Genomic DNA, 24,924 nt, shown 5'->3' with positions numbered 1-24,924 from the left:
GAAAAGTATGGTCTACATCCTGATCAGTACACGCTCATTAGTTACATCTAAAAAGTAAGTGTAGGCACCTTTGCGGTGTCTTTTTTGTTGGATTTTTTCCTCCGGCTGCACGTACAGCTGTACAGTTCTTATAATCGATAAAACCGTTGCCTCCTTTGACTTTATTGGGCTGTTAGAAGAGAATGCAGAGATAGATATGTATAAACGGATCGCTAACGAAGTAGATGAAGCATTGGAGTATGCTAGCTGTGCGCCAGATGCGGCTCCAGAGGATAAAAGTGTTTGTCCTTGGTGAGGACATCGGAGTACGCGGAGGTTTATTTCTATCTGGTTCTACAAAACGGATATAAAAATTTGAGTGCTGTAACGCCGTCTCCAATAGATGTTGAAATTCCATAACTTGCTGTTATGTCAAAGCAATTGCTTTTTTTTAACCCATTTGTTGCTAGCACCAGCTTTAAGAGCAGCTGATATTCATAATGCTAAAAAGGATATAGACTATACCAATCATGATAATCCTAAAGAACATCCAAAAGTGCCACATACTCATGTATGGGATTGGACGAAAAAACCTCCAGGAAGCGGATGGAAATAAAGAAAAGGGAGTGTTAGTTTTGGAATATACCTATCAAGAGTTTATTGAAGATTTAAATATGGGGCATGAAATAGAATTCCTTTTGGATGGAGGAAGATATTCTATTAGCTACAATAATACTGGATGGCACGTAACTAAATTTGGAAATGAAGAGTATTCTACTTATGGCAATGTTAATGAGTTGTTGGAAAATGCAAAATTCAACGATAATTCCTTACAAGAAATATGGCATAAAATTAAAATTGATAGTATTTTTTAGTAAATAAAATCAACAATATAAGAAGCTGTTAGCATTAACTAACGGCTTCTTATATTTTTAACTTTCTTTTAAGTTAAAGGTGAGTTTAATAGGTAGGCTTAATATGAATACTGACTCCAAGAGGCCTTCGGCAGCATCGCCTTTTTTTAGCTAACGAAAGGATAGCTGAACGAAAAAGCAGTCAGCTAAATTACGACTGCTTTTTCGTCTGGCTAAAAGGCGCTGGCAGAGTTACAGAAGGTTGAATGAGAACCACATAGATCAGTCTTTTATTTCCTGTTCCAACGTACATTCTTTCTCCATGCCGCTTCTGAAATTCCGAAAACCTTTAGGTGTTTTATTCCGAGATGTCCGTTAGAAGCGACTTAGAAAATGTCTTATTGAAGGAAATTCGGGCAGGTCCTAGAGTGAGTGTATGTTCGACAGACCGTATTTGAATGGAGGTATCACAAACATGCAAGGAAAACCGTTGCTGTCAGCATTGCGTCGTGATCGGCAGCTCTATTTACTTGCCCTGCCCGGAATTATGTTCTTTTTGATTTTTAAGTATGTACCCATGTGGGGGATCATCATTTCCTTTCAGAACTACTCTCCCTTTCTTGGTTTTTGGAACAGTGAGTGGGTCGGATTGGAGCATTTTCAACGTTTTTTCTCCAATCCAGATTTCTGGTTATTGTTTCGCAATACAATGGCGATCAATCTGCTTAATTTACTGTTCTTCTTCCCGCTGCCGATCATACTGGCACTGCTTCTTAATGAGGTAAGAAACCAGTTCTTCAAAAAGTCGCTGCAATCCATCGTTTATTTGCCGCACTTTTTGTCGTGGGTGATTATCGCCGGAATTACGATCCTTATTTTATCGCCTCGAAATGGCGTGATGAATCAAATTTTGCTGGGATTGGGATATGAGAAGGAGAGGGTCGGGTATCAACCATCCTATTTCATCCGGATATTCAAAAAGGCTGAAGGTTTGACACCAGGTCAGTATCGAGATGGTGCTGAATCCTTTTCAACGATCGACTCATTTTAAGGAATAAGAATAAAGAAAAATGGAAGGCATTCATGGTATGAACGAAGAAATACCTATAGGTCATTTGTTTTACAAGAGGAGGAGCATGCATTTTGAATAAGAAGGATGATAAGAAGGTTCATATTTACCATATTACATTAACAAACGGTGAACTGCTCAAAACATTCGAATTGAAGGTTCGCTTGAATGGCGCCTTTCAGGTGTCGCCGTAAATCTTATTGCCGTGGAAGATGCCGACGGAAAGAAAATTGTATTGAGCAAGTATCACATTGTCAAAGGGGAACTGGTAAGCATCGAAGATTAATAGGATGGGTATGCTTTATCTGTAAACGGGCGCATGAATATCACTATAGCTCAATAAAGACATTTGAAGGCAGCCGACCCCAAAGCCGGCTGCCTTCGATGAGTCTGGTTATTTCGCAGTGGAAAACGGTTGTTTACCGATGGCACGATCCCGGCTGCGTTCAAGGTATGGGGGGGATTTTATAATTTTCAAATACATCCACTTATTAGGTCGAATTACGATAGGCTTCTCTATTTTAGTTGTTGCCCTTAAATTAGGAAGTATTAGAACGGCGGTAATTGTGTTTGCTGCAGGGATAATGATCCATTTATTGGGATTATTGTATAGGAAATATATACAAAAATAGTAGTACCAAAGTGCTTTATTTAGGCAGCGGCAGACTCAAGCCCGGCAGCGCGCCAGGAAATGACCATGCTTGTCTTTTAGCGAGGCGAAGGCATGCCCACATGTTCCTGGACTTTCCTTATACACTGGTGTCAACAACTCACCTTAATCAGCTAATTGCTGAATATTCTCGCTGGACAAATCATCACATTCATGGAATGCAAATTGTTTGCATCCAATACATTGAGCATGATCAAGCTTTGTTAATGCAAAGCTAAGCGCATCACCTGTGTTTTTAAAAAAATGTTCCATTCCAATGTATTCGTCTAATTTTGTTTTGCGAAGCATTCGGCGCGGTTGATCTTGTATTTCCGAAATAATTATCATGCCACCATGCATTCTAAAATGCTTGATAACACTTGATAAATTGGATTCTCCTGTGGAGTCCAAATAGGAGACATTACCCATTTTCAGTATTAACAATTTTGGTTTGTACTTCATTTCGTCCATAATAGACTTTTCAAACATCGTGGCTACTCCAAAGAACAATGCTCCTTCGACGGTGTAGATACTCATTTGGGGACAATTATTTTGTTCATTAACGATATGAGCCGATACTTTTTTATTTTTATCTGCAGGATCAGGCAAAACCTTTTTGGTAATAAGGAGGTTACTCATATGTACTACAAAAACGATACCAGACAAAACTAAACCGACTTCAACAGCAGTCGTTAGATCTGTAAAAATAGTAAGAATGAATGTAATAAGTAACACGATTGATTCTGCTGTTCTGGTTTTTAAAACATGAGCAAATACTTTGCGTTCGCTCATATTCCAAGCAACAACCATTAAAATGGGCGCCATACTGGCTAGAGGAATGTTCGATGCAAATGGAGCAAATAAAAATAAAACCAATAGTACAATAAGACCGTGAATGATCCCTGAGAGAGGAGACTTGGCACCACTTTTAATATTTGTTGCAGTTCGAGCAATAGCTCCTGTTGCAGGGATACCTCCGAATAATGGCGTTATCATATTTGCAATACCTTGACCAATTAATTCACGATTGCTGTTATGTCTAGTTCCTGACATTCCATCAGCGACTACGGCAGAAAGTAAGGATTCAATTCCACCTAGCATGGCTATTACAAATGCCGGTTTAATTAAAGATTGAATGTGTTCTATGGAAAGTGCAGGAAAATGAATGTTAGGCATACTATTTGGAATAGAACCGTAGGTAGAACCTATCGTTGCTACTTTGTCCGGATAGAAAATGGTTGCTGCAATAGTGGAAACCAATATTCCCACTAATGAGCCAGGAACTTTAGGAAAAAACTTGGGTGTTAAAAGGATGAACACCAAACAAATGACAGCAGTTAAAATGCTGTAAATATTGATTGTTGAAATATGGAGGCCTAATTCCTTCATATTGGACAGAAAATCTTGATGTTTTTGAAGATTGCTTAATCCAAGGAAATTGGCAATTTGCCCCGTGAAAATCGTGACAGCAATTCCTGTCGTAAATCCGATGGTTACAGGACGAGGAATATATTTAATGACACCCCCAAATTTGAATAGTCCCATGAAAAGCAAAATAACTCCTGCCAGAAAACCTGCAATGAGCAAATCTTCGTAACCATACTGCATAACAATAGCAAATAGAATCGGAATAAATGCTCCTGTTGGTCCGCCAATCTGGAATTTTGAACCCCCGAGCAAAGAGATGATTATTCCTGCTACGATTGTTGTATACAATCCATATTCAGGTTTTACCCCTGAAGCAATTGCAAATGCCATCCCTAATGGAATAGCGACAATTCCCACAATTAAACCTGAAACCAAGTCGTTTTGAAAGTGTTTTCGATTGTAGCCTTGGAATCTTCCGTTAAAAATGAATTTCAAATCAATTCCCACCATTTCAAATATCTGATTATTTGAAAACAAATAAAATCATATATCTAAAATATTGAAGTGTCAATTGCCTTGTTGCATTAGAAAGATTCATACGGAATAAAAAAAGAGGAAGTAAATCAAGAATTCGATTTACTTCCTCTTTTTGGGGAATCACTGTTTCTTTATGTTTTCTAACATGGAAATAGCATTTACAAGATGATTGTCAAAAATTTGTTTGGCAACAACGAGGAGATCTTTGATCAATGGGTCTGTTAGCGTGTATATTACTGAGGTTCCGTCTTTAATGCCACGGACAACGTTTTTACTTCTCAATATCGCTAATTGCTGTGAAACGGCTGAACCCTCGCTACCTAGAATAGTCTGTATCTCATTAACGTTTTTGTCTCCCTTAACTAATACCTCAAGAATACTTATGCGCAGTGGGTGGGCTAATGCCTTGAAAAAATCGGCCTTGAAATCCTGTATTTCGTGATACATATTGTTCTCCCCTAAAATTCAGAAATTTGAATAATATATATTATTACATATTCAAAAGAAATGATACAAGCTAAACACTCCCGGCCTGTCAACTCTGTAAAGGTACAAACCTTAAATAACCAGATTTATTGGATATCCATATTGGGATGAAAATTTATGGGTCATACGATTGAACTAACGGGTACCAATAGTTCAATCATCACAGGACGGCAGCAGCAAACGGCTATTGACAATCCGACTACTGCGTGATACTTTATAGCGGTAGTAAGTATTACTTTATACCAGTCATACAGAATAGCAAGGAGTGATTGTGCTGGAAAACCTAACGGAAATGCTGAAAGGCGTGCTTGAGGGCTGCGTCCTGGAAATTATAAGCCGCAAAGAAACTTACGGCTACGAAATCACGCGGCGGCTGAACGCCCTCGGCTTCACAGATGTTGTGGAGGGAACGGTATACACCATCCTGATCCGGCTTGAAAAAAACAAGTTGGTGGAGATCACCAAAAAGCCCTCCGACATGGGACCGCCGCGAAAGTTTTTCGCGATCAACGATGCGGGACGCGAGGAGCTGCGGAAGTTCTGGGAAAAATGGGAGTTCGTATCATCAAAAATCAACGAGTTGAAGGAGGAAAAGTAATGAATTTTTGGGAAAAGATCACCGGAAGCGACATGACTAAGGAATTGAAAACTTTTGAATCGCGAGCTAAAAAGCTGCCAGCTGATTATCAAGCGGCATGGGAAAAAATTAATGCCCATCTTTGGCCTCACTCCGATTTCACCGGTCGCAACCTCATGCCAATTCTTGACGGTGTGCTTGGCCTGCTCGAAGAAACGGCAGCGGACGGTCAGAGTGTCCAAGAGGTTTTGGGTGACGATATCAAAGGCTTCTGTTCAGCGCTGGCCGGTGAAGAAGGGGCAAAGTCCTTTCGCGACAAGTGGCGCGATCAACTCAACCACAATATCGCTAAAAAATTAGGCAAATAGAATGAGCTAAGGTTTTGATATGAGCTCCCTGTTACTACGGCTCCAAACGGCCTTAAAACATTATTTTCTTCAGTTCATTCTATATAAATAGGAGGAGGATCATCATGAGAATACGAGATATCATCGAGGGCAAAAAAGAGTGGCGAGCGCACGTGGCGCGTGTCAAAGCGCTCCCGCGGGATTATCAAATGGTGTATAAAGAGATTCAAAAATATCTCTTTAAGGTCGGCCCTGTTGAGCTAACCGAAGGGACGGGTTTGCTATCGGGAATTATCGATCTTTTTGAAGAGGGCGCGGCGTTGGGGAAAGGCGTGCTCGACGTGACGGGCAGTGACGTAGCGGCTTTCTGCGACGATCTAATCAAAGATTCGAAAACTTACGCTGACATCTATCAAGAATCTGTTGGCCAAGAAGGTAACAAGGCCAAGAAAAAAGTTGCGGATAAAAAAAAGTAAGGGGGGACCGGGATGGAAAAAGCCATTGAAGTGAATGGTCTGCGAAAATCATTCAAGGACACAGAAGTCCTGAAGGGCGTCGACTTTGAAGTGAAGCGAGGTGAGATTTTCGCCCTGCTTGGCTCCAACGGCGCGGGCAAGACGACGATTGTCAGAATCCTCACCACGCTGCTTAAGCAGGACGGAGGTACCGCCACCGTCAACGGATTCGACGTCGCGTCAAAACCCGAGAATGTGCGGCACTCGATCAGTCTGACCGGGCAATTTGCCGCCGTGGACGAGATTTTGACCGGGCGGGAGAATCTTATCATGATCGCCAAGCTGCGTCACCTGAAAAATCCGCGTCAGGTTGCGGATCACATGCTTAAACGCTTCGGCTTGACAGATGCTGCGGATCGAAAGGCATCTACTTATTCGGGTGGTATGCGCCGCAGGCTCGATATCGCCTTGAGCCTTGTGGGAGAAGCGCAAATCATTTTCCTCGACGAGCCGACTACCGGGCTTGACCCCGAGGCTCGCATCGAGGTTTGGAAGACCGTCAAGGAACTGGCGGGCGGCGGCACGACGATATTTCTAACCACTCAGTATCTGGATGAGGCTGAGCAACTTGCCGACCGAATCGCCATTCTCCACGAAGGTAGGATTATTGCTAATGGCACGCTCCCGGAGCTAAAAAAGCTGTTCCCGCAAGCGAAGGTCGAGTATGTGGAAAAACAGCCGTCGTTAGAGGAAATATTCCTCGCAATCGTCGGAAAGAAGGAGGCAATGTAAATGGAGACAGTGAAGAATCACTTTTTTAGCGATATGGGCGTTATGCTTGGGCGCTCCATGCGCCATATTTTTCGCAGCATGGACACCATCATCACAGTCTGCATTACACCGATTGCGATGATGCTGCTGTTTGTCTATGTGTTTGGCGGCGCAATCCAAACCGGTACGGATAATTATGTGAATTACCTGCTGCCTGGCATCCTGCTGATTGCGATTGCAAGCGGTATATCCTATACAGCTTACCGCCTGTTTATGGATAAGCAGCGGGGCATCATTGAGCGGTTCCACTCCATGCCGATTGCGCGCTCCGCCGTGCTGTGGGGGCACGTTCTGACCTCGCTGGTATCCAACGTCATCTCTCTTGTCGTCATCATTCTCGTAGCGCTCATTATGGGCTTTCGCTCGTCGGCAGGAATCCTGCCTTGGCTCGCTGTAACCGGAATACTCATGCTATTTACGCTGGCATTGACTTGGGTCGCGGCGATTGCCGGATTGTCCGGAAAATCGGTGGAAGGTGCAAGCGCATTTTCCTATCCGCTGATCTTCCTGCCGTTTATCAGCTCGGCCTTTGTGCCGACCGATTCGATGCCGAAGGTAGTTCGCGCTTTTGCCGAAAACCAGCCGGTCACTTCAATCGTGGAATCCATCCGTGCGCTGCTGTCAGGTCAGCCCGTGGGCCATGATCTATGGATCGCGCTTGCGTGGTGCGTCGGAATTATGCTGGTAGCTTATTACTTTGCGATGCGGGCGTACAAAAAGCGGGCGTGAAATAGTAAAACAAGGAAAGCAACAGGCAATCGAAGACTAAATTGCACTCTAAAAAAAGAAGCCAAAAGTATGAAAATACTCTTGGCTTCTGCCTTAGCAGCTATCCGCATCTTTGTAAAACCTATGCTTTTTACATTATGCTAAATCATTTCACCTTACAGCTTCATCCATTTATCTTTGAAAAATAGAGAGAAGACGCGAACCGCAATGATTTTCAGCATCATATAAACGGGAATGATAATAATCATCGCAATGATTCCCCCGATATTGCCGGCAGCCAGAACAAGTATGACGGTTGTAAGAGGGTGAATATCCAGCTTTTTCCCGAATACATAGGGAGCAATCAAGTTATCTTGGACTTGCTGAGCAACAAGAATAATGACAAGCGACCATATAGCTGTCGCCGGCGACTGTGTCAGCCCTACGATGACAATCGGGATCGCAGACAGGATTGCTCCGATAAAGGGAATAAAGTTTGCAATAACCGATATGACCGTAAGCAAGAAAGCATAGGGTAAGCCAATAATTAGGAAGCCGATATACATTAAGACGCCCAACGAAAGATTGACGATCACTCTTCCGACAATAAATCCGCTTAACATGTGGTCAATTCCTGTGACAATCTCACGGGAATCGTTTTGATAACGAGTTGGCGTTGCGCGTACAAGTAAATTTCCAAACCTCTCTCCTTCTTTTAGCATGAAAAACAGGAGAATGGGGAAGGTGAAAAGGATAATCGTAAAATTAGATACAAAAGAAAACAAACCGCCTAAATAATTCGACAAGAAAGAAAAGCCTTTATTTAAGTAATTGGTGATCGAGGAGAGTCCATTGTTCTCAGTTGCCGGAAATAAGGATGAGAGGAATTCGTTCTTCTCAAGCTCATTGATTTGATCCCCCACTGCACTCAAGAGACTTGGGACATTATCAAGAAAGCTTATAAACTGCCCGTATAGTAAAGGCCATTTGCTAAAAATAAACCAAACGATGGCAATGGCGAAAATGACATAAATAATCAAAATAGCCATAGTCCGGTTTACTTTATATTTTTCCATTAACTTAACCAGCGGCCTGAGCAAATAGTAGAAAAATACCGAGAGAAGCAGTGGAATTGCTACTACCTGAATTAATGCAATGATCGGACGAAATACAAAACTCACCTTGGATCCTAAGAAAATAATTAAAAATAGTAATACGATAAGCATGCCAAAGCGCAATGCTTTGTTTGTGGTGAACAAATGATTTTCCCTCCATTTTGTAAAAAACTCCCCGTCTTGATGCGCTAATCGGGCATCCTGCGTTCGGTCTGTTTCCTACCTATTTTTAAAGATTCATACTCTGGGTTTTACGTCTGGTTTGGGTTGTCGTTTCAGATTAAAGTCTAAAAAATATACGTGTATCAATACATAAGTCCAGTAGCGATTATGGATTCCGCTCGCCTATAATGAATGCAAACAACCGAAGGAGTGAGTGAGAATGTCATGTATTCGTTCCGAGGCTATTTATTATCCGAACTTGGCTGGATCCAAAGCATATCGCATTCCATCTCTGATGACGACAGTGAGGGGGACGGTTATTGCGGGAATCGATGCAAGAATCATGGATCAAACCGATAATCCCAATCAAATCGACACGACCATTAGACGAAGCGTCGATCATGGCAAGACGTGGGGAGCAGTTCAGAAGCTGGTTTCATTTCCAGGCGAAGGGCTTGATGGGGCCGCGGCGATCGATACTTCATTGCTTCAAGATAAACAAACGGGAACGATATTTATGCTTTATTGTCACACTCCTGGGGGAATCGGATTATGGAGCAGCGAACCGGGGAGCGGTTTCGATTCGGAAGGTCGTAGAGAGCTTTTTGACCGAGACGGAAAAGGATTTGCGCTCGCGCACGATGGGCTAGTGTTCGATGTGGAGGGGAATGTAACCGATTATCAAGTGGATGAACAAGGCTATCTGTTCAAAAACGGTCAACCCCAAGGAAATATCTATTATAAAAAAGGGATTGATCCTAACGAAAGCATGCTTGAAGCAAGGACTTCGTTTCTGCAAATCATTCAAAGTGAGGACGACGGGTTAACGTGGTCTGCGCCAAGAGATTTGAACCCGATGGTGAAGGAAGAATGGATGCGTTTTATTGGTGCCGGACCCGGGCGTGGGGTTCAAATGGCGCATGAGGAGTTTGCGGGACGTTTGGTTTTCCCTATCTATTTTTCTAACAAAGATGGGCAAATGTCATGTGCATGTATATATAGCGATGATCACGGCGTTACTTGGCAGCGTGGGGAGTCACCTAATGACGGCAGGGTACTGGAAGGCATGGTTCTGTCTGCAAAAACGCTTTCCGACAATAAGCATAATTTAACCGAATCCCAGGTGATCGAGTTACCTTCAGGGGAACTGAAGTGTTTTATGAGAAATCATTCGGGGATGCAGCGAACGGCCGTTGCTACGAGTCAGGATGGCGGACAAACATGGGGCGAAGTTTACTTTGATAGGGCTCTAACGGATCCGACCTGTCAATCCAGCGTCATTCTATATCCTGATCTAGGGGATGGTAAAGTTCGCGTATTATTCTCCAATCCGAACGATGAAACGACGAGAGTCAAGGGAACTGTTCGCTTGAGCGAAGATGGAGGGAAGACTTGGCCTTACAGCAGGGTGCTGGACGACGGTTTTTTTGGCTATTCCTGTCTAACCATCCTGGCAAACGGAGAGATCGGGATCCTCTATGAGCGGGTGTTCGATTATGACGATTGGAATAACATGGATATATCTTTTAAAGCTTTTACGTTGGACTGGGTCCTCAAATCTAATATTTAATCAAACTATGATATGAACAGTAGATGATCGAAGCATTCCGTAAATCATGGGGGTAACGATTAGAATGTTCCTTAAACGAAAAGAAGTGAAATTCGTTTTTCATAAACATCTGCTCCTATTCCTTATTACGATCTTAATTCCAACGTTGATATTGCTCTCGTTTCAGGTATACCGCATCAAACATGACGCGCGCGGACAGTTGGAGAGCTCCTCCCGAACTTATTTGGATCGCTCTTCGCGCAACTTGGACATTCTCTTGGATCAAATGAATCAAATGGTTTTGCAAATTTCCCTCTCGCCGAGCGTGCTGGATCTGTTGAAGCATCCGTTCGATCAATCGGCTTACGATTATGCTCAGACGAAGGAGCAGTTGCGGAGCTGGACGGTGATTAATCCGTTGTTCCATTCGCTGTACCTTGATATTTTGCAAAACAGGAAGGTGCTGACGACGAACGAAGGCATTTATGACGAGGCTGATTTCTATGATAACGCCTTTCTTCGGGGGCTGAATACGGTTAGTACGAACAAGTCCTCTTCCTGGATCGGTTTGCGTTCCTTACCAAGTGAGGACGGTCGTAACATACTGACATTCGCCCGGTCCATTCCGCCAGTTCAGTCTACTCCGCTGGGGATTCTGGTGCTTAATGTCCAGCAAGACGTCTTTTATAATACCTGGATGAACCTTCATAAAGATCAGGTAGGGCCGATGGTTTTACTCGATCCGGAAGGACGCATGATATCCGAGCCGATCCAAGGATTGGATGCCGAAAAAATAGCGGATTCACTGCAGGCCGGGACCGTACAATCGGAAAGGAGAACAATAGGAGGCGCAGATTTTTTTGTATCGGCATATAAGCTGCCGTCCAGCGGATTTGTCATCATCCAGTTGTCTCCTTTTGCAGCATATGACAAACAGGTAACGGATGCCTATAAACAGGCGGCAATGATCCTTCTCATCGTCGCGGCTGCGGGGGTTGGGGTATCGTATTACCTTGCATCGATGATGTACATGCCATGGAGACGCTTAGCCGAAAGGCTTAAGGGTTTTGTATTCACGGGCGAGAGCCGGGATCCTTACGCGTTTGTGAACTACGCGATCCATGATCTATTGGCGGTCATCCGCAAAAATGAGCCGATCGTACGTTATCAATTGGTTCATGAGCTGCTCCATGATCATCGCGTGGAATCCTCCGATATCACTGTGAGGTTTCGCGAAGCAGGAATTCAATTTGTGTATCCTTACTTTGCCGTGCTCGTCATGATCGATGAATCGATGGACCATCAAGGGAAAATCGCGAACCAGCTGTTATATTTGTACAGCCTGGCTGAGGATGCGCTCGGAGTGGGTATTCCTTCTGCCGGCACCATATTGGATCGGCAAAAGATCGGATTTATTGTCAATTTGGAACATGAAGAAATGGATGCATTTCAGATGGCAAGGCTTGAAGACGTTTGCCGAAGCATACAAAATCTCGCCCGAAATCGCATTGATGCCACCGTATCCTTCTGTATCAGTTCCGTTTACCCCTTGGAACAGCTTCATGAAGGCTTCGAGCAAGTGAAACGAATGATTGTCTATAAAGCTTTCATGGAAACCGATATCTATTTTTCCAAGCCGATGGAGGAGAATGTTCATTACCAGTATCCGGCTGCATATCAAAAACTGATTATGAATGCTATTTTGTCCACGGACCGTGATGCGGCCGAAAGCTATATTACTGAAATGTTCGACCGGTATTTAGAAAATAGCGTCTACCCCTATCCCAAACTGCTGCAAACGATCCTTGTATTAATGAGTCATGTCATCAGTTCTCTGGTTCAGGAAGGATTTGATATTGGGCCGTTGATGAACGAAGTTGACTTGCTTCAGCTGCAGCATTGCCAGAACAGAGACGAGCTGCGCCAATTACTGGTCAGCCAAACGGATCAGGTCATTTTGTATTTGGAAACCCTGCGCAGGAAAGATGAAGAGTATGGGGCGATCGTCCATCAGGCGATCACGTATATTGAGAATCATTACGCCGAAAACATTTCCATTTCTGACGTGGCTGCCTCGCTTGGGATTAGTCCGTCTTATTTGAGCCGCATTTTCAAAGCTGAGGTCGGTAAACGGCCGCAGGAGTATTTGACGGAATACCGTTTGAATATCAGTAAAACTCTCCTCAAAGATCATCGTAAAACACTGCAGCAAATCATCGAACAAGTCGGTTACAACGATGTTCATACCTATATCCGTTCATTCAAAAAGTTCGAAGGCACAACGCCGGGCGAATACCGTAAAAGATCGATGGATCATTCTTGAAATGGATGTGCATTTTTTGAACGAATCTTGAAGGATGCGGGTTTTCAGCCATCGATATCAAATAATGATGATGTTCCTCCACTACCTGCGACGGTTAAGATGTAAGCGCAATCAAATTATCCGTTGAAAGGAGGAACTGCATTTGGGCTTATCCGTCAACCCGGCCGCAAAGGCCGCACGCAAACCGTCTGCCTTGTCGAATTGGTTCAAACGTGTCAGAAAGCATAAACATTATTTGATCCTGTTGGCCCCCGGAATTATTTACTTGCTCTTATTTAACTACTGGCCAATGTTCGGCATCACGATCGCATTCAAGGATTTCAAGCTATCGGAAGGAATCTTTGGCAGCGACTGGACCGGTCTGAAGTGGTTTCGTATTCTGTTTGATTCTCCTGACTTTTGGGTGGCATTGAGGAACACGCTGATCATCAGTTTGTACAAATTGGTTTTCAACTTTCCTGCACCCATTATTTTGGCTTTGCTATTGAACGAAGTGTTCCATTCCGGCTTCAAGCGAATTATACAAACGATCGTATATTTTCCGCACTTTGTATCATGGGTGATTTTGGGGGGGATTTTGTTTTCTTTGTTTTCAACCGGCGGCGGATTACTTGAATTTTTGGGCATATCCACGTCTCCGCTCATGGATCCCGGAAGCTTCCGCAGCCTCCTTGTAGCATCGGACTTGTGGAAAGAAGTCGGGTGGGGGACGATTATCTATCTAGCCGCAATCACGGGAATCAGCCCTGATTTATACGATGCCGGGCGAATCGATGGGGCGAATCGTATTCAGCTGGTTTGGCACATTACTCTTCCCTCCATCGCGGGTACCATCGTGGTTTTGCTTATTCTGCGCACCGGTCATATTCTGAATGTTGGCTTCGACCAAATTTTCGTATTGTACAATCCGCTTGTTTACAGCGTGGCGGACGTACTCGAAACGTATGTATACCGCGTTGGAATATCGATGGGGCGGTTCTCCTTTGCTACGGCAGCGGGAATGTTTCAATCCGTTATTGGACTGGTCATGCTGCTGATTACAAACCGGATTTCCAAACGGCTGACCGGCCATGGGATTTGGTGAGGTGAATCCAATATGAAGAATAAATCATTTTCTTCGCGCCTATTCGACTCCGTCAATATTCTATTTCTGGCCTTGCTGGCTGCCATCATGCTGTACCCGCTATGGAGGGAGATCTCGCTGTCCCTTAGTTCCAAGGAGGAGGCGATTCGCGGAGGGCTGTTTTTGTGGCCGCGCGAATTTACGTTCAGTGCGTATAAGACGATCCTCCATACCGACTATATCTGGAACGCTTATGGCAACTCGATCTTTATTACCGTTGTCGGCGTCTTCCTAAGCCTTTTGTTCACGTCTACTACGGCATACCCCCTCACGAAACGGACGCTTCCTTGGAAAAATGCGTTTATGTCGTTAGTTCTGTTTACGATGATTTTCAGCGGTGGTTTGATTCCGACCTATTTGGTCATGCGGGAGTTGCACTTGGTCAATACGATTTGGGTCGTCATCGCGCTGAATTTGATTTCGGCCTTTAACGTGATTATCATGATCAGCTTTATGCGCTCCTTGCCGGAAGAACTGGAAGAGTCAGCGATGATCGATGGAGCCAATCCGTACCGGGTATTTTTTGCGATCATTTTACCGCTTTGCAAGCCGGTATTGGCTACGCTCGCTCTTTGGATGGCGGTAGGGCTATGGAACAACTTCTTCCAATCATTCATTTATATGAGCGACAAGGAATTGACGACGCTCCCCGTGCTGCTTCGGCAAATCATCATGGGGCAAAATGAAGCGCAGCAGCTTGGACAATTGACGGAGACCTCAAGCGAATCGGTCATTGCCGCCACCATTTTCGTCTCATTGATACCGATCCTGGCTGTATATCCGTTTTTACAGCGTTATTTCATCAAGGGAGCTCTTCTCGGTTCTGTAAAAGCTTAATGACCTATGGAAACGAAAAACTGAAGGGGGCAATATTCAATGAGCATAAAAAAACGGTTATCCATCATGGTTTGCGCGATCACGATGACTTCCGCCATAACGGCTTGCAGCAAAGGGGAAAGCGCTGCTCCATCGGGTTCCCTTGATGCAAAGGCGGGCCAAGGGAAGACCATTACCTATCAATTTTTGCGGAATTCTTCGACTCCCGAGTACCCGGCCGACGGGGGAGAGGGCAGGCAGGAAATTTTAAAGGGACTTGAAAAAGCCGGCATCACGGGGTTCGACTATAAACTGTCCTTGTCCAGCGGGGACGACTACAACACCAAGCTGAATCTTCTGGCCACATCGGGCGAGCTTCCCGATTACTTTGACATCGATTCCAAAACGCTCTCGCGGTTTGTCGAACAAGGCTTGGTTCAGCCGATCGACGATTATTTAAAAAGTGCTCCTCATCTAATGAAGGCGATTCCGGAACCATATTGGAAGCAGGTAACATTTGACGGGAAAATTTACGCCATTCCGAACGGCACCCGGCCCGAATCTTTTAATTTCCCAACGGTTGGAGGCCTTGACGTTCGCCAGGATTGGCTCGACGCTCTTGGCCTGAAACAGCCGACCACGCTGGATGAGCTTCATGATGTGCTGAAGGCATTCGTTTCGCAGGATCCCGACAAAGATGGCAAGAAGGATACCGCCGGATTAGGCGCTTCGAAAACGACTGATTTTGGTGCGATATTTGGTGCATTCGGCATTATTCCAGGGTACTGGACCGAAGTCGACGGCCAGATCAAGAAGGGACTGGTCCTGCCTGAAATGAAGGAGGCGCTGGCTGTTCTGCAGCAGTGGTACAAAGAAGGCCTCATTGATAAAGATTTTCCGATCATGGAAAGCAAGCAAATGGACGAAAAGATCACCAACTCGGAAATCGGATTATGGTTTGGCGATGGGTATTACGTGGATAAGAGCGGCAGCTCGGTCGCAGAATCGATATTCAAAGCAAATCCGAATGCAAAAATCGAAATGCTGACTGCCCCGAAAGGGCCGTCAGGCAAGCAAGGCTACCCTGAGGTCAACGGCTTAAGCTCTTCGCCACTGCGTGCAGTATCTGCCAAAGCCCAAGACCCTGCGAAGCTATTTCAGTTCCTTGACTGGATTGCGAACGACGAAGCGGGTGGTGGATTTAACCTGCTACTGTACGGTGTGGAAGGGAAGGATTTTACCTACGACCAGGCCACCAACTCCATTAAGCAGATTACGCCTTATTCCGAGCTGTACAAAAGGGGGTACTCCAATCCGATCCGGATGATATATATCATAGACCGCCGCTGGGCTGCAGAACCGGTCAGAAACGCTATTGAGAGCGTAAACCAGAATTTGATTAAAAATGCCATGTGGAATACCGTCCAAGCCGAGATTGATTACCCGGATCTGGAGCAAAAGCTGTACCAGGAGTATTTGATCAAAATCATTACAGGCATCTGGCCCGTCGAAAAATACGATGAGTTTATTCAAAAATATTATGATCAAGGCGGGAGTGAAATCGAAAAGCAGGCCAATGAGTTATACAAGCAATTGCAATCGGAATCCAAATGACGCGTCCGCCGATGGTAGGTTGCAGTGGCTCGTTTGATCATGAAGATGGGTATTCTATGCTTTAATCGGAATGGAGGAGTTTATTCATGACGGCAACACAGCCGAATGTGATCGTATTTTTTACGGATCAGCAGCGCTTTGACACGACGGGTGCCCATGGCAACCCGCTGGGGCTGACGCCGAACTTTGATCGGCTCGCTTCCCGATGGACCCATGTCTATCATTCGTTTACGTGCCAGCCGGTTTGCGGACCGGCCCGATCTTGCCTGCAGACCGGTGAATATGCCACCTCAACCGGCTGCTTCACAAACGGAATCCCTCTACCGGAGCAGAAGAAAACATTAGCTCATTATTTCCGGGAAGCCGGCTATATCACCGGTTATATCGGGAAGTGGCATCTTGCTTCGCGGGAGCCGGTTCCACAGGAGGAACGAGGGGGGTACGAATATTGGCTTGGAGCCAACATTCTGGAATACGCTTCCGATGCATACGATACGGTGTTGTACGACAATGACAACCGGGAAGTCAAGCTTCCGGGTTACAGGGTCGATGCACAGACGGACGCGGCCATCCGTTACATTGATGCGCATCAGCGGGAACCATTCTTTCTGTTTTTATCGTTTTTGGAACCTCACCATCAAAACCATGCGGATAACTACCCGGCGCCGGACGGATATGAGGAAAGATACGCCGGCCGGTGGACTCCGCCGGATTTAGCGGCGCTCGGCGGCTCTTCCGCCCAGCATCTAGGCGGTTATTATGGAATGGTCAAGCGTCTGGATGAGGCGCTCGGCCGATTGATGGATACACTGAAGAGCCTGGATCTTCTCGAAAATACGATCGTTCTATTCACTTCGGATCACGGCTGCCACTTTAAGACGAGAAATGGCGAATACAAGCGCTCCTGCCATGAGAGCTCCATCCGGGTACCGACGGCGCTAGCGGGGCATTGTTTTGAATCCGGGGGACAGATTCGTGAACTGGTGAGCTTAATCGATCTGCCTCCTACGCTGCTCGATGCCGCAGGCATTCCGGTTCCAGAACATATGCAAGGTCGTTCCATCCTTTCACTGCTTAAGGGAGAAAAGGAGGAGTGGCCGCAGGAAGTGTTCGTACAAATCAGCGAATCTCACACGGGCCGCGCCATCCGCACCCAACGCTGGAAATACAGCATACGGGCGATGGAACCGCAAGCGGTTCATGGGGGCGCCGCAGATTGCTATACCGAAGACTTTTTATATGATTTGCAGGCCGACCCGCATGAATTAACCAATTTGGCAGGCTTGGCATCTTATCGCGAGGTGAGCGATGAGCTCCGGGGCCGTCTCCTTAGCCGCATGGCGGAAGCCGGCGAGACAGTGCCACGGATTGAGAACGCTCCAGTGAGATCTGACGGCCAGCGGCGCGTGTCGGTCAGCGAGCTTCGAATCAAAGTGTGATGGGGGTTGCGAAAAAACGACTGGATGAATTCTACTGATGAATGATGATGTGTTCAGGCTGTCGAGCTCGTGCCCGACAGCTATTTTTATTGGTTTTTTACTGATGAATTAAAAAATATGGTATATCTAATATTTACAAAATGAGGCATTTTAATTATAATTCACTCAAGGAATCCGAATATGGTATATGCACTTTGGTTATAATCTTTGTTTTTCACCAATAAAGGTATATCATATTTAATGAATTCCATTGAATTTGGCAAGATCATTTGTTCGGCTTGCGCAGGAATGACTTTAAGTGAAGGGAGGTTCATCGATCTAGTTCTACATCGGCAGTTTTTTATCTGCCATTTTTCCATCGTATTTATACCCTCATAACTTACCAGCTGAAATGGTATTCGATCTAACTACGTAACGAAACTTTTATTCACTTTCAACCTTCCCTCACACCTAGATAGATTGAACTAAAGTTTTGCATTGAACTTCCTGCTATAACGGCCCAAATACGGCCTATAACGTTCATTTCTTTAGTTCATTCTATAAAGATGGTCTTAACTTTCATCACCGAATATTTCAATCCATCTCACCTAAGTCTAACCCTATGAGAACATTATAGAAATTCAATGCAAGCACAAATCATTTTGGACGGAGGAATAAAATGAAAGCGCTTAAATTGCTGATAACTATAATGATTATTGGGGTGTTTGTTGTGGGCTGCAGCACCAACAACAGTCCCGGCACCACTTCCAGCCAAGAGGTAAAGCAAGAGGAAGCCAAGCCGTCAACCACAACGGAGACGGCTTCTGAAACCCCAACCCCTGAACCTACATATGATCTGAAAGGCCAAACGGTCAAGCTTGGCGTGTGGTGGGATGGAGCGGACCCAAGAACGGTAGCAGAGAAAGACAGAACTCCCGGAACCGAGGAGCTTATCAAGCTGATTGAAGAAGCAGAGAAAAAATATAACTGCAAAATTGAATACGTGAAATTCGGTGATTACGGCAAATATGTTGAGAACTTTACAACGACATCGCTGGCCGGGGAACCCTTTGCAGATGCCGTCGTACTCGAATTGTTTTGGGCGTTCCCGCAGCTCGTGAATAAAGGGTTTATTACTCCGATCGATCAATGGTTGGATATGAGTGATGATAAATATATTGCCTGGATGAAGGATGGAGGAAGCTACAACGGTAAGCAATACGGTTTTATTGACGCACCGCCTTCTCCTTACGGAATTTTTTATAACAAAACGCTGGTCGAGCAGATGGGCCTGGAAGATCCCTATACTTTGCAGCAATCCGGCGAATGGACATGGGATAAATTCCGTGAACTGATGAAAAAAGCGACGAAAGATACAAACGGAGATGGAAAAACCGATGTATACGGCATGACAGGCGCTTATGAAAAAACGCAAATGCTCGCGAAGCAATTCATTTACACGAACAAAGGAACGGTAGCTGACACCGTCGATGGTCAGATGAAATTTACGATGGACCAGGAAAACGCTGTCTCCGGACTACAGTTCCTCTCGGATTTGTACAATGTCGATAAGTCCATCATGCAGCCGGTTCCTGAGGACGCCAGCAAGGAGTTTGTCGCCGGGAAAGGCGTGATGTATGCCGGCTTTAGCTGGGAGTTCAGCGGACTGAAAGACAACATGAAGGATAAAGAACTCGGCTACGTCTTTTTCCCGAAGGGACCCAAAGCGGATAAATACACTTCGTTTACGGCTTACGGCAATATGTACATGATTTCTAAATATTCGAAAAACGCCGAAGCGACGGCTCATATTCTTAGCGACATCAGTCTTGGCCAGAAGGATAAGGAGTTCTCCGTGCAAAGCTGGCAAACGAACTATCCAACCCCTGAGTTGGTCGATACACGTACGCAAATGTATGACAACATTAGCTACATGGGTGGATATTATGCCGTTCCGGATTCCGGAAAGCTGTTTGAAGACGCTGTGAATGACATTACGGAACGTAAAGTGGCTCCGGCTACAGCCGTTGAGAAAATCAAAAATCCGTTTGAAGCTGGCATCAGCAAGCTGATGAGCGAAACGAAATAAGCGCTGTCAACATCAATTACTCTTGATACGTTACCCCTAAATTCGGCTTAGTGTTTGTCCAAACGAAAGTGAGAATTTAGGGGTATTTTCAGGAGGAGGAGGGTTTCATGCGGCGATCCTATTTGAAAGTGGTCATCATCCTTGCGGCTTTATCGGTCGTTGTGTACGCTGCTGCATCGCTCCTTGGCGATCGCACGGACATTTCTGTGTCTGCGGACCGTCTTCTGGACAGCAGCCGGCTGATAAATATCGCGGCGACCAGCTATCAAGAAGGCAGTTATGACGGTTACCTGGCGAAACATAAGGATGCCAAACGTCCGGAGACAGAAGTCATGGTTAAGGCGGAAAATTACAGCAAAGTACAGGGGATGAACATTACAGTCCTGGACCCCTTTGAAGGGACAACGGGAAAAGTAATCCAAACCGGTGATTCCGGAACCGTTGAATGGGAGCTTCAAGTCGACCAGGACGGCCTCTACAACATCGCGTTAAGATATTTCACCGTGAAAGGCAAAGATTCGGATGTTGAAAGGGAATTGAAGATCGACGGCAGTTATCCTTTTGCCGAGTCGAAAAGCCTGGTGTTTTCAAGGGTATGGAAAAACGAAAAAAATGAGTTTGACCGTGACGGTTCTGGAAACGATCTCACTCCTGTTCAAGTCGAAGTTCCCCAGTGGCAGGAATCGCTGCTAAAAGACGCCACGGGTTACTACGAGGATCCGTACCTTTTTTATTTCTCCAAGGGAAAGCATGTGCTTTCCTTAACTTCGGTCAAAGAGCCTCTGGTGATAGATGAAATCAAGCTGACGAACCCACCCGAAGCGATGGACTATGACGACTTGGCGAATCTTCATGAGCAAAAAGGTTACAAACCAGCCAAGGATGTCATGGTGAAGGTTCAAGGTGAAGCCGCTGCAGCCAAATCTTCACCTACCCTGCTTCCTTATAACGACCGGTCCAATCCGGCCATTGAACCGTTCAGCGTAACTAAACTTCGCAATAATGCGATCGGTGGCGCGGCATGGAAGTTACCTGGACAATGGATCGAATGGGAAGTCGATGTGCCTGAAGATGGGCTGTACCAGATTGCCATCAAGAGCCGGCAAAATTATCTGAACGGCATGTCGGTGATCCGCACCCTTTATATCGATGACGAGATCCCTTTCAAAGAAGCGAAGCGGATCGGATTTGGTTATGACAGTTCGTGGCAGATGAAAGTGCTGGGCAAAGATCATGAGCATCCGTATATGTTTTATCTTACGAAAGGCAAGCACCGGGTGAAATTAGAGGCTACGCTCGGCGATCTTGCACCCATTATTCGGCAGGTTCAATCAAGCATTTTGGAATTGAATGCGATGTACCGCCAGATCATCAGCTTTACGGGAACCGTTCCCGATACCTACCGCGATTATAATCTCGAGCAGCGCATTCCGGAAATGGTAGAAGTATTTCGCAAACAGAGCAGCCTGTTGTACGAGATTGCCGGTATCATCGAAGGCCCCGGAGGGAAAAGAACCGAAAACTCTGCCATGCTGAACACACTTGCTTATCAGCTGCAGGATATGGCCGACAGGCCGGATACCGTTCCATCCCGCCTCGATCAATTCAAGAGCAATGTAGGCGGACTGGGTACATGGCTGCTCGGCATGAACGAACAGCCGCTTGCCATTGACTTTTTAACCGTATCATCCCCGGACGTGAAGCTCCCTGCAGCGGAAGCGGGCAGCTGGCGCAAGCTTGAAGCCGGCGTAGCTTCATTCGCCGCTTCTTTTTATGAGAACTATGACAGTTATGACAGTGAGAAGGCCGGAACCCGGGAAATTACGGTCTGGATGACGCCCGCCCGTGACCAAGCACAGGTCATCAAACGGCTGATCAACGATAAGTTCACACCGCAGACCGGTATTAAAGTCAATTTGCGGCTGGTGTCTCAGGATATTCTGCTCCCTTCCACGCTGACGGGTGAGGGTCCGGATGTTGCCCTGCAGGTGGACGGCACGCTGCCGGTCAACTACGCAAGCAGGGGCGCACTGCAGGATTTGAGCGTCTTCCCGGACTTCAGCCAAGTCGTGCAGCGCTTTAATGAGAGCGCCATGGTTCCATATGAATATAATGATGGCTACTATGCCCTTCCCGAAACACAGACGTTTCCGGTTCTGTTCTACCGCAAAGATATCATTGAGGACGAGTTGAAGCTTAAAGTTCCGCAGACGTGGGATGAGGTATTCGAGATGATTCCGGCACTGCAGAAGCATAATCTGGAATTTGGTCTTCCGCAAAAGTCGCTGGATACGAATGGCAACGATTCGACGACTTCCGATATTAGCCGGGCGTATACGATGTTCCTGTACCAGCATGACGGACAGCTCTACAAGGACGGCGGCAAGGCAAGCGCTTTGGACACCGAGACGGCAATCCGGGAATTCAAGAGATGGACGGACCTGTACGTCAACTATAAGCTGCCGATACAGCTTGACTTCTCCAACCGGTTTCGGACCGGCGAGATGCCCATCGGCATCATCGATTATACGATGTTCAACAAGCTGAGCGTATTTGCGCCGGAAATTAAGGGCTTGTGGAGTTTCACTTCGGTTCCGGGCGTGAAGATGCAGGATGGAACGATTCGCCGCGAAGTGGGTGGCAGCGGTGTAGGAACGGTCATGTTCCAACATACGAAGGATAAGGATGCCGCCTGGGAATTCATGAAATGGTGGACGAGCCAAGATACACAGGCTACCTACGGCAGGGAAATGGAAGTCCGCCTGGGGTCATCTGCACGCTACCCTACGGCAAACATGGACGCTTTGGCCCAACTTCCGTGGCAGACGAAAGATTTTCAGAAGCTGGCAGGGCAGATGCAATGGGTACAAGGCATTCCCGAAGTCCCCGGCGGGTATTTGACGGGGCGCAACTTGGATAATGCGTTCCGGGCCGTGGTCGTTCAGGGTGAGGATCCGCGCGAAACGATAGAGTATTACACACGGTACATCAATGAAGAAATTACGAGCAAACGGAAAGAGTTCAAGCTTCCGTACGAGAACTGAGGTGATTCCCATCATAGTCTTACGCGGCAAACTGGTGAACTTGGCGTCGGAAATAAAAAAACATAAGCATGCCTATGTGCTTTTGGCGCCATTTTTTCTCATCTTCGTTACGTTTACGGTTCTTCCCGTAATCATGTCCTTCGTTCTCAGCTTTTCCAGTTTTAATATGCTGGAGCCGCCAAGCTGGGTAGGGTGGCAGAATTACGCCAAGCTGTTCGTGCAGGACGATGTATTTTTGATTGCCCTCAAAAATACATTCCTGTTTGCATTCATTACAGGACCCGTCAGCTATGCAGCCTGTTTCTTTTTCGCATGGCTGATCAATGAGCTTCCCCCGAAGCTTAGGGCGCTATTAACGCTGATTTTGTACGCGCCTTCGATTGCAGGCAACACCTATCTCATCTGGCAAACGCTATTTTCCAGCGATACCTACGGATTTATGAATGCGTTTCTGATGAAATGGGGGTTCATTCTCGAACCGATTCAGTGGCTTCAGGATACGAACTACATGCTGGGGATTCTCATGATTGTTCAGCTGTGGCTGAGTCTGGGAACGGCGTTCCTGTCATTTATTGCAGGGCTGCAAAATGTGGACCGGACGCTGTATGAGGCAGGGTCAATCGACGGCGTTCGAAACCGGTGGCAGGAACTTTGGTTTATTACACTGCCGGCCATGCGGCCGCAGTTGATGTTCGGCGCAGTCATCCAGATCACCTCGGCATTTGCGGTTGCGGAGATTTCCATTAATCTTCTGGGCTTCCCGAGCGTGGATTACGCGGGGCATACGATTGTAACCCATCTGATCGATTACGGCTCGGTCCGTTTTGAAATGGGCTATGCTTCCGCGATAGCTACCGTTCTGTTCGCGATCATGCTCGGAGCAAATATGATCACGCAAAAGCTTCTTCGAAAAGTGGGTGAATAGCTGACATGATCATGAACAAGGTCATTAAAAAACGGATAAACCGCTCATGGGCCGTCGATATCGTTTTGTTCTTGATGATCGGTCTCGTTGCTGCTTTTATGGCAATCCCGCTAATTTATACGATCAACAGGGCATTTATGCCGATTGATGAAATCTTTGCGTTTCCGCCCCGGTTCTTCTTTCGGAATCCGACATTGAAAAACTTTACGGATCTCAGCGGTATTTTAGCCGATTCATGGGTTCCGTTCTCTCGTTATGTGTTTAACACGTTTTTTATTGCAGCGGTTGGAACGTTCGGCCATGTGATCATTGCTTCTGCAGCCGCCTACCCGCTGGCAAAGCTGAAATTTCCGGGGCACCGGTTTTTGTTCCATATTGTCGTCTTGTCCCTGATGTTTACGGCATACGTAACCCAGGTGCCGAATTATATGACGATGTCCTGGCTCGGCCTGATCAATACGTATTGGGCGGTTCTTCTCCCCACGTTCGGCTCGACGCTCGGGCTCTATCTAATGAAGCAGTTCATGGAGCAAATACCGGATGCATTAATCGAAGCCGGAAAGATCGACGGTGCGAGCGAATACCGGATATTCTGGAGAATCGTGATGCCGATCGTCAAGCCGGCGTGGTTGACTCTGATTATTTTCTCGATTCAAAGCCTATGGAACGGAACGGCAACCAGCCATATTTATATCTACAGTGAGCAGCTTCGAACCGTGGATGCCGTATTTGCGCAAATTGCCAGCGGGGGAATCGTGAGAACAGGCCCCGTCGCTGCAGTTGGCCTCATGATGATGGTCGTACCGATCACCGTGTTTATCATCACGCAAAGCAACGTGATTCAGACGATGTCAACATCGGGTTTGAAAGAGTGACAGGGGGGAGC

Annotated in this window: 20 protein-coding genes; 17 read left to right on the top strand and 3 right to left on the bottom strand. The window is 46.0% G+C overall.

The window, feature by feature from the left end:
- Window positions 1-548: 548 nt before the first annotated feature.
- A complete protein-coding gene (locus CJP46_RS29075; protein WP_218831065.1) occupies window positions 549-854 on the top strand; it encodes a hypothetical protein in 306 nt (101 codons plus the stop codon).
- A 454-nt stretch (window positions 855-1,308) separates the two neighbouring features.
- Window positions 1,309-1,884 (top strand): AraC family transcriptional regulator, encoded by a 576-nt coding sequence (locus tag CJP46_RS29070; RefSeq protein ID WP_143813052.1) that lies wholly within the window; start codon window positions 1,309-1,311, stop codon window positions 1,882-1,884.
- Window positions 1,885-2,677: 793 nt separating this feature from the next.
- Here the strand turns inward: CJP46_RS29070 and CJP46_RS29060 are convergent.
- Both CJP46_RS29060 and CJP46_RS29055 read right to left on the bottom strand, forming a co-directional pair.
- Window positions 2,678-4,429, bottom strand: coding sequence for a SulP family inorganic anion transporter (locus tag CJP46_RS29060; protein ID WP_094599121.1), 1,752 nt, complete (start codon window positions 4,427-4,429; stop codon window positions 2,678-2,680).
- 147 nt (window positions 4,430-4,576) lie between these two features.
- Entirely contained in the window at window positions 4,577-4,903 is a 327-nt protein-coding gene (locus CJP46_RS29055) for an ArsR/SmtB family transcription factor (RefSeq protein ID WP_094599120.1), read from the bottom strand.
- A 331-nt stretch (window positions 4,904-5,234) separates the two neighbouring features.
- On the opposite strand from CJP46_RS29055, the gene CJP46_RS29050 reads away from it, so the two are divergent.
- From CJP46_RS29050 to CJP46_RS29030, 5 genes are all read left to right on the top strand, one after another.
- The gene (locus CJP46_RS29050; protein WP_306431107.1) at window positions 5,235-5,540 is read left to right on the top strand and encodes a PadR family transcriptional regulator; all 306 of its coding nucleotides are present in this window, start codon (window positions 5,235-5,237) and stop codon (window positions 5,538-5,540) included.
- Window positions 5,540-5,887, top strand: a complete 348-nt coding sequence (locus CJP46_RS29045; protein WP_094599118.1) for a DUF1048 domain-containing protein — start codon at window positions 5,540-5,542, stop codon at window positions 5,885-5,887. Before CJP46_RS29050 ends, CJP46_RS29045 begins: the two co-directional genes overlap by 1 nt.
- A gap of 104 nt (window positions 5,888-5,991) precedes the next feature.
- On the top strand, window positions 5,992-6,342 hold the full coding sequence (locus tag CJP46_RS29040) for a DUF1048 domain-containing protein (protein WP_094599117.1): 351 nt from the start codon (window positions 5,992-5,994) through the stop codon (window positions 6,340-6,342).
- A gap of 12 nt (window positions 6,343-6,354) precedes the next feature.
- Window positions 6,355-7,113, top strand: a complete 759-nt coding sequence (locus tag CJP46_RS29035) for an ABC transporter ATP-binding protein (RefSeq protein ID WP_094599116.1) — start codon at window positions 6,355-6,357, stop codon at window positions 7,111-7,113.
- Window positions 7,114-7,881 carry an ABC transporter permease gene (locus CJP46_RS29030; RefSeq protein WP_094599115.1) on the top strand — a complete coding sequence of 256 codons (768 nt, stop codon included), beginning with the start codon at window positions 7,114-7,116 and terminating at the stop codon, window positions 7,879-7,881.
- Between the two features lie 155 nt (window positions 7,882-8,036).
- On the opposite strand, the gene CJP46_RS29025 is transcribed toward CJP46_RS29030, so the two are convergent.
- The gene (locus CJP46_RS29025; protein WP_306431103.1) at window positions 8,037-9,119 is read right to left on the bottom strand and encodes an AI-2E family transporter; all 1,083 of its coding nucleotides are present in this window, start codon (window positions 9,117-9,119) and stop codon (window positions 8,037-8,039) included.
- Between the two features lie 238 nt (window positions 9,120-9,357).
- On the opposite strand from CJP46_RS29025, the gene CJP46_RS29020 reads away from it, so the two are divergent.
- The 10 genes from CJP46_RS29020 to CJP46_RS28970 all read left to right on the top strand — a co-directional run bounded on the left by CJP46_RS29020 (window position 9,358) and on the right by CJP46_RS28970 (window position 24,913).
- Window positions 9,358-10,707: a sialidase family protein gene (locus tag CJP46_RS29020; RefSeq protein ID WP_094599114.1), complete on the top strand. Its 1,350-nt coding sequence runs from the start codon at window positions 9,358-9,360 to the stop codon at window positions 10,705-10,707.
- 64 nt (window positions 10,708-10,771) lie between these two features.
- The gene (locus CJP46_RS29015; protein ID WP_179281374.1) at window positions 10,772-13,009 is read left to right on the top strand and encodes a helix-turn-helix domain-containing protein; all 2,238 of its coding nucleotides are present in this window, start codon (window positions 10,772-10,774) and stop codon (window positions 13,007-13,009) included.
- Between the two features lie 142 nt (window positions 13,010-13,151).
- Entirely contained in the window at window positions 13,152-14,093 is a 942-nt protein-coding gene (locus tag CJP46_RS29010) for an ABC transporter permease (RefSeq protein ID WP_143813051.1), read from the top strand.
- A 12-nt stretch (window positions 14,094-14,105) separates the two neighbouring features.
- On the top strand, window positions 14,106-14,969 hold the full coding sequence (locus tag CJP46_RS29005; RefSeq protein ID WP_094599112.1) for a carbohydrate ABC transporter permease: 864 nt from the start codon (window positions 14,106-14,108) through the stop codon (window positions 14,967-14,969).
- Window positions 14,970-15,008: 39 nt separating this feature from the next.
- Complete coding sequence (locus tag CJP46_RS29000) at window positions 15,009-16,562, top strand: extracellular solute-binding protein (RefSeq protein ID WP_094599111.1); 1,554 nt, start codon at window positions 15,009-15,011, stop codon at window positions 16,560-16,562.
- A gap of 86 nt (window positions 16,563-16,648) precedes the next feature.
- The gene (locus CJP46_RS28995; RefSeq protein ID WP_094599110.1) at window positions 16,649-18,001 is read left to right on the top strand and encodes a sulfatase family protein; all 1,353 of its coding nucleotides are present in this window, start codon (window positions 16,649-16,651) and stop codon (window positions 17,999-18,001) included.
- A 658-nt stretch (window positions 18,002-18,659) separates the two neighbouring features.
- Window positions 18,660-20,069, top strand: coding sequence for an ABC transporter substrate-binding protein (locus CJP46_RS28985; RefSeq protein WP_094599108.1), 1,410 nt, complete (start codon window positions 18,660-18,662; stop codon window positions 20,067-20,069).
- Window positions 20,070-20,176: 107 nt separating this feature from the next.
- Complete coding sequence (locus CJP46_RS28980; RefSeq protein WP_094599107.1) at window positions 20,177-23,113, top strand: extracellular solute-binding protein; 2,937 nt, start codon at window positions 20,177-20,179, stop codon at window positions 23,111-23,113.
- Complete coding sequence (locus tag CJP46_RS28975) at window positions 23,061-24,038, top strand: carbohydrate ABC transporter permease (protein ID WP_094599106.1); 978 nt, start codon at window positions 23,061-23,063, stop codon at window positions 24,036-24,038. The genes CJP46_RS28980 and CJP46_RS28975 overlap by 53 nt, the downstream gene beginning before the upstream one ends.
- Before the next feature lie 5 nt (window positions 24,039-24,043).
- Window positions 24,044-24,913, top strand: coding sequence for a carbohydrate ABC transporter permease (locus tag CJP46_RS28970; RefSeq protein ID WP_094599105.1), 870 nt, complete (start codon window positions 24,044-24,046; stop codon window positions 24,911-24,913).
- The last annotated feature ends 11 nt before the right edge of the window (window positions 24,914-24,924 follow it).

Origin of the sequence: Paenibacillus sp. XY044 (genome assembly GCF_002257645.1) — a bacterium.
Lineage (GTDB): Bacteria > Bacillota > Bacilli > Paenibacillales > Paenibacillaceae > Paenibacillus_AQ.
The sequence above is the reverse complement of the archived record's forward strand: the minus strand, read 5'-3'. Positions and strand labels throughout refer to the sequence as shown.